An 11,431-nucleotide genomic window follows, 5' to 3' on the forward strand; every position below is an offset into this window, starting at 1 on the left:
TGCTTCAGCCTGCTCCTCGTGCCAGCGTCTCACGAAGGCGCTGACGCGGCCGTAGCTGCCGGCGTAGCCCTCGCCGCGGATGGCCTCGAACATGAACCGGGCCGTGCGCCGGTTACGCTTCGGGCGATGGCTGTCCGCCCGCAGCCAGCCCGTCAGTTGCGCGGCCCACTCGTCGACGACGCTCGGGCTGACGCGCTTCGGGTACTTCGGCTCAACGGCATCCGTCTGCCGAAGCCAGCTGCGCACCGTGTTCCGGGACAGGCCCGTGCGCCTGGCAATCTCGCGCAGCGGGACCTTCTCGCGGAAATACATCCGCCTGATCTTGGCCAATATGCCCACCGTGATCACCTCTGTATCCCCTGCTCAAAGATTGAGCAGGGCATTCAATCACGTGGGTCAAAATTCGATGAAAACTACAGCCTCAGGTGGGTCAGTTCTGCGTGGACATCAACAGCGCTTTGCTGTCTCTCTCACGCCGCGGGATTCGACGGCCCTCAGGATCTCGAGCATGTCAGGCACCTCGATGTCTCGGATCGGGCGATGGCCGACTTTAGGAAAGACGTCGACTTCAAGCGAACTGATCACCTTGGCCGCATACACCTCGGTCCATCCGTCTTTCTGAGCAGCAAACCACTCGCGCGCGACAGCCTCAAACGTCGATGCTGCTTCGATCGCCCGAGCGCGTTTGACTTCCCGCTTCTGTTCGGTCGGATCGGTGCCGGCGGCGAGTTGCTTCCGTGCATTGAGGCAGGCTTGCCGAGCCTCGGCCAGTGTCACCTCTGGATAGACGCCAAAGGCGGCGCGCTTCTCTTTACCGTCGAAGCGGTACTTCATGTGCCAGTACCTCGACCCGTTCGGCATCACCTCTAGATACAGTCCCTTGCCGTCTGCTAGGCGATAAGGCTTCTCGGCCGGCTTGGCCTTGCGGATCTGCATCTCGGTCAGCGGGGTCGCGCGCTCCGGCATGGCGTGGGGGCATCGAGTTTGGGGGCATGGAGGCATGTCCCAAAAGATGCCCCCAAGTTAGGTTGCTTGTACTGGGCAACCTTGGGCAATGATGGCAGTAAAAGTCCAGGCAGCACAAGGCTGTGCGCGACTTTTTGGGCAAACTTGGGAAGTGTTGGGAACTCAGATGGTCCCCCGACAGAATTCATATCTCTAAGCGGCACAACCCTCTTGGTCATGGCTGTTCGGCAGATACCAACAGAAATACCAACAAGTGTCTGCCGGTAGGCGTGATTGGCGGGAGTCAGGGGCGTAAGTAACCATCGCCGTGTCGCCAGCCGCGAAATTCTTTGGAGATTTGGAGACAAGCAATCATTTCGGCCTCTGAGCCTTGTCTGGTAAGGCTGCTGATATCTCCAAGTCTATCTCCAGAACATGTGTTTTGTTGGAGACAATGCTGGAGATAGATGGCTGATCGGATGACACGGACAAATCTCTTGGCGAACTGCGCCGCCGTCTGGAACGCTGCGCGCAAAGAAATGCGCCGCCCCGCCGCCGCTTACCCGGCTGTAGCTATTGCATTCTGCTGTCGTGCGCATGACGGAGCGCTATAGTACGGAAGTGACGCGAGGGGATCGAGCGTCAAAAACCAAACGATACGGGGAATGCCATGGCTGACCTTTGGGACACGCCTGCCGCTCGCGAATGGCTGGATTCTGCGGTTGCACGCCATTCAAATGGAGTATTTGGAAAGGTTTCGCCAGCGGTAATCTGGTCTGATGTGCGTGGCGACGACGGCGAGCTTATAGTGCCTGTCGATCCACAGGTTCTTGTTGACCGAATTAACAGTACTCCATACGCGTTACTTCATAATCACGATCCCGGACAACCCAAAGGACGCATTCTCGAAAGTGCACAATTCGAGTCGGACGACGGTCGGCGATTTGTTGTTGCCGTATTGGGGTATTATATCGGCGGAGACGTTTTAAATTTCCGTGAATTGGGCCTTAATGCCGAGGAGGTTGTTGCTCCTCCGTCGCGACTTCCGATATTGCCTGACGATATTTGGATAAATTTTGCGACGGACCCTAGGGAGGTAGATGAAGAGTGGGTGACCGGAGTAACAAGTGGTGCGCCACTCATGGTTTCGCGTGTTCAGCTTTCACATAATGCTGCGGATTCGGCGCACGAGTTAATTCGGGTTGGTGTCCCATATGTCGTGCTTGTGTGGAATCCTTTTGTAACTGCTATTGCTTCCGAGATTGGTAAGGGAGTGTACGCGGCATTTAAAACTTGGCTTCAGAAGTTACTGGATAGACTTGCGGAGCGTCAGAATCCGATACTCTCGATCCAGTCGCACCAAGACGATTGCGAGGTGTCGTTTCTTCTTCGAGGCAAGGACGTCGGTCAACATTATGCCGCGCATGAGGCGCTACCGGACGCGGCGGCTCAAGCAGCAAGCTTGATTGCTAAGCTCAAGGAGCGTAATGCACCAGCTCGGCAGCTTGTATATGAGTTCGATAAAGAGGCGAGCAAATGGTATCCGTCGTATGCTGTTTTGAATGACGATCGGATCGTCACGGACAAAATTGAATTAATTGCGATTGAGAATTTGCCTTCGAATTTGAGTCTTGGTCTAAGTCGAGGGGAGTCAGATATTGCAGTAATTCAGGCGACGCCTGATGGTGGTGCGTAGTCGGCTGTTATGGGTGCGGGTTGCGTTGATTCCTGTGAGGTATTGTGCAATCACTGAGTTGGGGGTGGATATGTCAAAGCTGTATCCTACGGTTAATAATAAGCACGAGACCTATGGATTGCCGTCGTACGAGGTAAAGGGAGATAAAATTTATCCTACAGTGCACAACGCTAATGAGTTATATGGATTGGCGACATTTGAGCTGAGAGGGGATAAGTTATATCCCACCGTGAACAGTAAAAGGACTGTCTATGGGCTTCCCGCATTCGAGGTGCGTGATTCCAAGGTTTATCCAACGGTAAATAATCCGGCCTACGGATATGGTTTGCCTGTCTTCGAAATACGTTCGTAGGCAAGTCGCTTATTGAGGGGGCGAAAGTAACTTTGTGTGGCTTAGAAGTTACTTCGCATCGCGTATGCGCATGATCGTCTGACGACTCGTGCTGTATCGCTTGGCGAGGCTTGCCACGCTAGCCCCTTCGCTCAAATGACGACGGACTTCGTCCTGCTGCACATTGGATAGCGCTGATGGTCGGCCCATGGATTTCCCCTCGGCCTTGGCTCGCGCAATACCGGCTTGCGTTCGCTCGATCAACAAGTCTCGTTCGAACTCGGCTACCGCATTTAGAACTTGCATCGTCATACGGCCTGCTGCGCTGGTCAGGTCGACGCCGCCGAGCGCAAGGCAATGAATCCGAATGCCACGATCTGCCAACGCCTCGACGGTTGCGCGTACGTCCATCGCATTCCGACCGAGTCGATCGAGCTTCGTCACGATCAATACGTCACCTTCTTCCATCTTGAGAAGTAGCTCCCCAAATCCCGGCCGCTGATCCGCGCTAACACTTCCCGAGATGCTTTCGGTCACGACTCGACGCTGGTCGACAGTGAAGCCGGCCGCTTCGATCTCGCGGAGCTGGTTTGCTGGCGTCTGATCGGAGGTACTTACGCGGGCATATGCGAAGGTTCGGGACATCTGTGCTTTCAGCCTGTTCGAAAAGGATGTCCGAATCATAGCCTATGTACGAAACTATTGTTGCCTTATTTTCGGACATGGTTGTGCACTAGTGTTCGAAAGGGTTCGGTTTCGGACATGCGCGCTGAATTGCGGGGCGACGAGTGACATCCGACGCTGACGCCGTTCGAAGCCGAGTCTCGATGCAGGTTTTCGAACCAGATCGGCCTATTCATTCGGCCAATAGCTGTCATTGTTGGAGGAGTAGCTGTTCTTGAGGTGGGTGAACTAAGGACCACAGCGACTCGAATGCCTGGTCGGCATTTCTGGGAATTATGGATTCGTTCGCCAAACGTTCGAGGTCTTCACAAGTAGCAACATAAATTCCCTTGCTGGATGCGAGCTCTTCGTCCGTCAGGGCCTCGCGCTTCATAGTTGTGACGACCACTGGCAGTACTTTCAGGTGTGGGTTTCCTGTCTGTTCCAGCTTTTCTAGGAGAGCGGCCGCTCTGGCAAGTAACTTTGATAGCTTGCCATTATTATTGATGGCCCCGGTGGTGCACTCGATAACTGCGACGTTGCCATTCGGGCTGACGGCTAGTAGGTCGGCCGCGTCGGTCGTGAAATGGCTTGAGAGTGGATTGACGGCGAAGCCGTACATGAACATGAGGTTGCCAACGCCGGCCTCAAGCACTCGTGCGTCTTGCTTGTGTGATTTCGCATCAAACAATGATTTTCTGGTTCCCTCAAGTTCCGGATCGAATACCTCATGCATGGAACGACGGACGTTGGCCGAATTGTCGGGGTCGACAATCCAGCCTTGATGAATCCAACGATCTTTATACGATGCAAACCCTTGAATAACCGACCCTTTTGGCACCTCGATGTCAACAGAGCCGACAGCCGCGTAATCTCCGTCGTCAGACCACGTTAATTGGCTTGAATCGAAAGATCCGCGCTCAGTTGCTTTCGAATTTGGCGCTTGCACCCGATAACCAAGTCTTACGTGCGTGCGGTCGACTTCTTTAGCAACAAGGATTGCCAAACGAGCTACACCATTCTGTATGCGTGCGCGGTCACTCAGATCTACGGCGACGATGCCTTGGGCCGTGACATCAAGACAGCAGGTGTCCCATCTTAAAGGATACAGATTTAATTCGGCCGCTAGCTCAACGATCGAGTCGTATGGCATCACCCCAGAGCGAAGGTCGCTCTGAAATTCAGCTAGACGATTCTGGAAAACGTGAGATCCAGTCGAAATCGATAGCCGTAGTGGATGAGCGAGGGGCGTATAGAAATTGGATGGAAATTTTTCCAGATACACGGAAAAGCTATTGTGCGGGGATTCGCGGTTTCCAAATCGCACGCAGCCAGCGGGAGTTTCTATGCCTTCGCTTCGCAATGCGGTGATCAGGCCCAGATAGTCGATGCCGAGTTCGGATAGGGGTAGTGAACAACCACAGATGGTTGGTGTTTTGACCGTGAGTTCAGGAAGCGGTTGACTTCCCACTGGATGGCTGATGTGCCCTTGAGCAAGCTCTAGGCCGTTTGGTCCATCGACTGCAATAAAACTGAAGTTTGCATGTTTGTAGGCGTCGGCACACGCTGCATACAGCAACGAGAACTCGTCCAGCTTCTCTTGTTCATGGGGAGGAAATGGCTGCACTTTGGGGCTCTCCGACTCGAATACGCGTTCCATGGCGAAAGGATCTGTTTCTAACCAGCCCGTTCGATGCACGCGGGCTGAACAATCAAGGCGTATGTCCGACAGCACCTCCCGGACGGCCGACATCAATTCTCTCCGTGATGGCCGTACCTCGGTATAGCAAACGCCCACGGTCGTTCGTCGCTCGCGAAGTGGAAGCGGCGACTTGCTCGTAACGTAACACCTTGTCGACTACGAAGGTTTCGATTCGCCATGCTGCACGGGGGAATCGGGGCATCGATCCGCCGGACGCGCATTCTCGGCCGTCGGCATTGGAGTTGCTCAAAACCTCTTCCGAGCAGCGTACCTCGATTGTTGACGATCTTGGTAAAAGCGTCGACCAGCCGTTCTGAGGCATTGGTCAAGCTGCGGAGGGAGTCGTGCGAAAATGTGTGCCGTCGAGCCTAGGGCGGCCACCTGAAAACCGGACACCTTCACCGGCTGGCTCGGCGTTCTTCGTGAAGGTCCACGCGAAGGGTGGACATGAGAAAGTCGCGCAACCTCGTGCACGAGGAAATAGATCCCGACGAAGATCCGGTCTCAGCGAACGAGCTGGCCGCGTTTGTCGATCGCGGCCCGTCAGCGAAAATCAAACAAGTCTCCGACCATTTTCTGCATCTCGATCCGGCCGACAGGGATAGTCCTGCGGTACAGGCCGCTGCTGTTCAGTTAATCAAGGCGGAGTACGAGCGGTGGGAGCGCGAGCATTTCCAGATGGAGCGCCTAGATTTGCTTCGGGCACGACGGCTTGCATTGAGCGATTCATTGCCGTATCCGCTGGAACAGAATGCGGGGCACGTTGCACGCCTAAGCGGCGGGAAGTACGACCGGGCGGAATGGATGTATGCCTTATATTTGCGCGGAGTGGCGGAGGCAAGGCGGCGAGCGCGCGCTGGCGGCGACTTGTCCGACCTACCGAAGCCGGACAAGGCCGTCGCTGCGCAGATTCGAAAGCTATGGCCGGACATGGAGCGCGCGATTGAATTTGCTGTTTCTGCTGATGTCAGCAGCATCCAGCGCGAACAGCGGATTTATGCTTTCGTCCATTGCGGCACCACTCATGCCTTTACCGCTACGCTTGAGCTTTTGCATCGGCGTTTGAAGACCGCTCCGGCGAAACTGGCGGCAGAGGCGGTGCGTCGCGAGACGCGAAAGCGAGACGGATCTGTTGGCCGAGATGCCAATGTCGCGAAGGGTGCGGCAACGCGTGCATTGGTCAAGACCGAAGTCGCGCGCTTTCGCAATCGTGGGGTCCAGATTGGAATCGACGAGCGAAAAGCTATCGCGGTGAAGCTGGGAATCTCTGAGCGTCACGTGCGCCGGGTGATAGAACAAGTTGCCGACGACGATTGAGCGACGGACATTTGAGCGTGAAAGTGCAGGACATTCCTGCAATCCGGACATTCCACTTTAAAAGGTGCTGATCGCGCGGCGATAGTCGCTCCCGTTACTGTCACTCAGGGAGCACAAATGTCCGCAAACAACGCATTCGCAACGCAAGCCCCGGCCACTCTGCCGCTTGATGGTCTTTCCAAATGGCGCGACCTGCGTCGATCAATTTGCCTGTCTCGTGAGACTGTCCGCAAGCGCGAACAGGAGGGGAAGTTTCCGCGCTCGATCCGATTGACTCAGCGTTGCACGGTCTGGAATAACCGCGAAATCCATCGTTATCTCGCTGATCCGCTGAACTATCGCGCCGCCGATGCCGCGAATGAAGTGACGGAGGGCGCGTGATGACGAGCGCAACGAACGCACGAGCGATGGCGCGTGACACCAAAAAACAAGCCGACGCGGAGTTCTACGATTGTGAACTCTCCCGCCTGCACGAACTGTTTAGCGACGTGCTCCAGTGTACGGAGCAGGGTGTGCGGCGCGATGCCGCATGCATGATCGTCACCGCTGCGGGCGTCTTCGAGCGCGACGCGGTTCGGATGCCGACGCGCGCCAAGCATGCCGTCCGGCTGCTGAAGGAAGCCATTTTCATGCTCAATCCGAAGGTGTCGGCATGATCGTCCGCCAAAGTCACTTTGACGGCTCGGGACGATGGTCGCGTGACGGCCGCTCCGGCTCGCGCCCACCTCGATTTGCGCATCCGGGCCGCGCGCAGTATCCTGTGGGCGTCGCTGAGACAACGGCGACCGGGTTTGGCGACCCGAGAATCAAACGGCGGACGACCGCCTCTGTGCGGTTTTTTTACGTCCGTATGCCTTCGCGCGCCTCTACGATCAATGGGCGGGCCTTGGTAGGGCGACCTTCGGGTCGGCCGGTTTCCGTTTGTACCGGTTCGCCAACCCTGCCTTGCGCCCGCTCACCCCATTTGGCGATGGGGAGCGGGGTTCAACCCGCAACAAACGGAGGTCGCACCCAATGCGCCAGCCCTCGCACGCCCGTACCGGGCAGCAATCCCACCTCATTCAATCGATTGTCCGCGCAGCACTGCGCGACGCGGCAACCGCCAGCACGTATCAAGACGCACTCGACGCAACCGGTGCGGCACTGGCCGCAATCGCGGCGCTCGTGCGTGCGGAGGTGCGCCATGGCTGAGCTGCGCTGCAAGATCGGCGATCTGGCGATCGTCACGAAGTGCGACGCTCACGCTCGCATCGGGATGCTCGTTGAGGTCGCATCGGCTCGTCCGACGCCCGATCACGATTGGCGCGTGCGGATCTTGGGCGGTCCCGCCTCGGGGCGTAGCGTCTGCGGTCGCCGGTCTGGCGACTTCACGCACGCGGCCGTCTACGACTGGAACCTCACGCCGATTCGCGGTGAAGCGGAGCTGGATTGCATGGTCGATGTCGGGCAACTCCTCGCGTCGATTCTGGAGGTGCGCCATGTCTAAATACCGCCTGCCGAACGAAGTCACGATGATCGCCATGTGTGCGGCCCATCAGTTCGCCCAGCTCGAAGCCCTGTTCGATGCTGTCCGTTCGCATCTTGCGGAGGGCACTTACGAGCGCGCGCTCGTCGACATGGGGCAAAGCGTTGCGAGCCGGTATTCGGCCGAAATGCGTCGTACTGCGCAGCCGGAGGTGTGCCATGACTGACCAGCGCATCCGAACCGCGGTTGTCGACGGATTCGACAACGCACCGCCACTCGATACCGGCGCTCCGATCGAGCTGCAATTCGCCGTCGACCTGGGCGCGATCTGCGCCGACGCGTGGCTCGACCTGAAAGGCGACGTGCGGCTGCACGACTACGCGGCGCATCAAGCCGCCGCGTTCGCGCGCGGCATGGAATCCGCCATGCAGGACGCGGGCGACGTCGACGCGCATCGTGTGACGATCAGCCGTCAAGCGTTCGCGGCCGGCCTGATGGGCCGCGTGCAACAGCACCTGTTTGCGGCGCTCGGCCTCGTCACGCGCGAACCGCGCACGACGCACTGAGGGGCGGTCATGGCAAAGACGAACAAGAGTACCGTGCAACCGCTCGCGTCGTACTTCGTGGCCGAGGTGAATCGCCCCGATCGCAACCGTATCGGCACGCGGATCAGTGACGCCATGGAGCTGCTGGACAGTCTGCATTGGGCGGCTGACAAGGCCATATCCGATGACGACTATTGGCTTGTGCTGAGCCTGTTCCGCGCATCCCTGCCGTCGATCGGCGCGGCGCTGGAGGCGGCCAACGACGCCCTTGGCGAGTCGCGGCTCGGTCGCTACGTCTACAGCAACGACGTCACGGCCGGCGGTGCCGTTCTGTCGGTGCCTCGCGCGGCCGGCTGACGCTGCGCCGCTAGGCATCGTCGAATCATTCAATTCTTCGCGCGTCGGGTAGCTGCTTGCCCGATATGGACTACTAATCGGAAGCCGACCGACGCGCGTCCAGTGGGAACCTATGAGTAACGCACCCATGTCCGAATTCGAGCGGGCGAGAGTCGCGCTCGGCTATGTTCCGCCCGACGACCGCGACACGTGGAGTCAGGTGGGAATGGCGCTCAAGGCCGAGTTTGGCGAGGAGGGCTTCGCCCTCTGGAACGAATGGAGCCAAGGCGCGCAGAACTACAACGGCAAGGACGCGCGGGATGTGTGGAAGTCGTTCAAGGGCGGCAAGATCACCATCAACACGCTGTTTCACCTCGCCAAGGCCGGCGGCTTCGATCCGCGCGCGCATCGGGCGAAGCCCGTCGATCCAGCGGAGCGCGAGCGGCAGAAGGCCGAGCGCGCGGCCCGCGAAGCGGCCGAGCTGGCCGAGCTGACCGAGAAACAGCAAGCCGCGTCGGAGCTTGCCGAATCGATCTGGTCGGCGGCTGAGCCCGCGCCGGCCGATCACCCGTACCTTGTTCGCAAGCGCATCCCGGTCGACGCGCTGCGCGTCTATCGCGGCGGCTTGTGCATCGGCACAGCCGCATGCGACGGCGCACTCGTCATCCCCGCCCGTGACGCGGACGGCAAGCTGTGGACGCTGGAGTTCGTCCTGACAGACGGCCAGAAGCGCTATCTGCCGAACGGCCGCAAGGCGGGCTGCTTCTCGCTGATCGGCGGCCCGGTGTCGTCGACGCTGCTGATTGGCGAGGGTTACGCCACGTGCGCGACGCTCGCGGCCGCGACCGGCTATCCGGCCGCCGTCGCGTTCGACGCCGGCAACCTGCACGCGGTCGCGACGGCGCTGCGCGGCCAGTATCCGGACGCCCGAATCGTCGTGTGCGCCGACGACGACCACACCACGAAGGGCAATCCGGGCGTGACGAAGGCCCGCGCGGCGGCCGAGGCCGTCGCCGGCATCGTCGCGGTGCCTGACTTCGGTCCGAGCCGCCCGGCGAACGGGACCGACTTCAACGACCTGGCTGCGCACCTCGACCCGGATGCGGTGGCCGCCGCCGTGCGCGCAGCGCTCGCACCGGCCGGCTCGGCCGACGTCGGCAAGGGCAAGGCTGCTCCAGCCGTCGCCAAGCCCGCCAAGCGCCCGAAAACGGCCCGCGCGCAGGACGGCAAGTCGCGGTTCGTCGTCGACGACAAGGGCGTGTGGTTTCACGGCTTCAACAATCAAGGCGATCCGCTGCCGCCGCATTGGGTCAGCACGCGGATCGACGTGATCGCGGAGACGCGCAACGAGATGAATAGCGAGTGGGGCTACCTGCTCGAATTCACGGATCGCGACGGTATCCTGAAACGATGGGCGGTGCCAGCCGGCCTCTTTGCTGGCGACGGCACGGAGCTGCGCCGCATGCTGCTCGATATGGGCGTGAAGCTCGGCGTCACGCAGATCGCCCGCACGCAGATCGCGAACTATGTGCAGATGGCGCAGCCCGACGAGCGCGTGCGCTGCGTGCCGCGCGTCGGCTGGCATCACGGCGCGTTCGTGCTGCCCGATCGCGTCATCGGCACCGGCAAAGAGGCGCTGATCTATCAGGCCGACACGCCGATCCAGAGCCAGTTCAAGGAGCGCGGCACGCTGGACGACTGGCGACGCGAGGTCGCCGGCTACTGCGTCGGCAATAGCCGGCTGCTGTTCTGCGTCGCAACCGCCTTCGCTGGTCCGTTGCTGCACTTCTCCGGGCTTCAGTCGGGAGGCTTCCACCTGCTCGGCACCACTTCCAAGGGCAAGTCGACGGGCGGCGTCATCGCCGCTTCCGTGTTCGGCTCGCCGGACTACGTGCGGAGCTGGAAGGCGACCGACAACGCGCTCGAAGCCGTCGCCACGCAGCATAGCGATGCGCTGCTGATCCTCGACGAAATCGGGCAGGTCGAGCCGCGCTTGGTTGGCGACGTGATCTACATGCTCGCGAACGAGTCGGGCAAGGCCCGCGCGTCGCGTAGCGGCTCGGCCAAGCCGGTTCTCACGTGGCGGCTGCTGTTCCTGTCGAACGGTGAAAAGAGCGTGTCCGCGCTGATGGCCGAGGGCAACAAGCCGATGAAAGGCGGTATCGAGGTGCGCTTGCCCGCGATCCCGGCCGAGGTTGGCGAAATGGGCGTCGTGGAGAAGCTGCACGGCTTCCCGACGCCGGCCGCGCTGATCGAGCATCTAGAGCGGCACGCCGGCATGCACTACGGCACGGCCGGCCCCGCGTTCATCGAGTGGGCGTCGTCGCAGGCCGGCGAGCTGGCCGAGCATCTGCGCATGCGCGTCGATGAGCTGGTCGGGCAATGGGTGCCGGACGGCTCACATTCGCAGGTCGCGCGTGTCGCCAAGCGG

12 protein-coding genes and 2 pseudogenes are annotated in these 11,431 nt (G+C 59.7%); 10 read left to right on the plus strand and 4 right to left on the minus strand.

Annotated elements, in window-relative coordinates; genetic code table 11:
- Together AC3IFE_RS27335 and AC3IFE_RS27340 are read right to left on the minus strand one after the other, a co-directional pair.
- Positions 1–312 (minus strand): annotated as a pseudogene (locus tag AC3IFE_RS27335) (IS21 family transposase); the annotation flags it as partial.
- A gap of 141 nt (positions 313–453) precedes the next feature.
- Positions 454–966 (minus strand): annotated as a pseudogene (locus AC3IFE_RS27340) (tyrosine-type recombinase/integrase); the annotation flags it as partial.
- Positions 967–1,615: 649 nt separating this feature from the next.
- On the opposite strand from AC3IFE_RS27340, the gene AC3IFE_RS27345 reads away from it, so the two are divergent.
- Complete coding sequence (locus AC3IFE_RS27345; RefSeq protein WP_489193203.1) at positions 1,616–2,641, plus strand: hypothetical protein; 1,026 nt, start codon at positions 1,616–1,618, stop codon at positions 2,639–2,641.
- Between the two features lie 400 nt (positions 2,642–3,041).
- On the opposite strand, the gene AC3IFE_RS27350 is transcribed toward AC3IFE_RS27345, so the two are convergent.
- Positions 3,042–3,617: a recombinase family protein gene (locus AC3IFE_RS27350; RefSeq protein WP_226112444.1), complete on the minus strand. Its 576-nt coding sequence runs from the start codon at positions 3,615–3,617 to the stop codon at positions 3,042–3,044.
- 229 nt (positions 3,618–3,846) lie between these two features.
- The gene (locus AC3IFE_RS27355; RefSeq protein WP_135351045.1) at positions 3,847–5,388 is read right to left on the minus strand and encodes a hypothetical protein; all 1,542 of its coding nucleotides are present in this window, start codon (positions 5,386–5,388) and stop codon (positions 3,847–3,849) included.
- A gap of 396 nt (positions 5,389–5,784) precedes the next feature.
- Here AC3IFE_RS27355 and AC3IFE_RS27360 point away from each other — a divergent pair, with 396 nt between their 5' ends.
- The 9 genes from AC3IFE_RS27360 to AC3IFE_RS27400 all read left to right on the plus strand — a co-directional run.
- Entirely contained in the window at positions 5,785–6,654 is an 870-nt protein-coding gene (locus AC3IFE_RS27360) for a hypothetical protein (protein ID WP_489193205.1), read from the plus strand.
- A 117-nt stretch (positions 6,655–6,771) separates the two neighbouring features.
- Positions 6,772–7,035: a helix-turn-helix transcriptional regulator gene (locus tag AC3IFE_RS27365; protein ID WP_333992018.1), complete on the plus strand. Its 264-nt coding sequence runs from the start codon at positions 6,772–6,774 to the stop codon at positions 7,033–7,035.
- On the plus strand, positions 7,035–7,310 hold the full coding sequence (locus AC3IFE_RS27370; RefSeq protein WP_489193207.1) for a hypothetical protein: 276 nt from the start codon (positions 7,035–7,037) through the stop codon (positions 7,308–7,310). Before AC3IFE_RS27365 ends, AC3IFE_RS27370 begins: the two co-directional genes overlap by 1 nt.
- 358 nt (positions 7,311–7,668) lie before the next feature.
- A complete protein-coding gene (locus tag AC3IFE_RS27375; protein ID WP_009964272.1) occupies positions 7,669–7,845 on the plus strand; it encodes a hypothetical protein in 177 nt (58 codons plus the stop codon).
- A complete protein-coding gene (locus AC3IFE_RS27380) occupies positions 7,838–8,140 on the plus strand; it encodes a hypothetical protein (protein WP_489193210.1) in 303 nt (100 codons plus the stop codon). Before AC3IFE_RS27375 ends, AC3IFE_RS27380 begins: the two co-directional genes overlap by 8 nt.
- The gene (locus AC3IFE_RS27385) at positions 8,133–8,345 is read left to right on the plus strand and encodes a hypothetical protein (RefSeq protein WP_006765346.1); all 213 of its coding nucleotides are present in this window, start codon (positions 8,133–8,135) and stop codon (positions 8,343–8,345) included. Before AC3IFE_RS27380 ends, AC3IFE_RS27385 begins: the two co-directional genes overlap by 8 nt.
- Positions 8,338–8,685: a hypothetical protein gene (locus tag AC3IFE_RS27390; RefSeq protein WP_004522498.1), complete on the plus strand. Its 348-nt coding sequence runs from the start codon at positions 8,338–8,340 to the stop codon at positions 8,683–8,685. The genes AC3IFE_RS27385 and AC3IFE_RS27390 overlap by 8 nt, the downstream gene beginning before the upstream one ends.
- Positions 8,686–8,694: 9 nt before the next feature.
- Positions 8,695–9,021 (plus strand): hypothetical protein, encoded by a 327-nt coding sequence (locus tag AC3IFE_RS27395; protein ID WP_489193214.1) that lies wholly within the window; start codon positions 8,695–8,697, stop codon positions 9,019–9,021.
- Between the two features lie 127 nt (positions 9,022–9,148).
- The coding region (locus AC3IFE_RS27400; protein WP_489193216.1) for a DUF927 domain-containing protein at positions 9,149–11,431 on the plus strand (2,283 nt) is incomplete at its 3' end.

The sequence above is a fragment of the Burkholderia sp. APQ4-4ca genome (assembly GCF_057837105.1).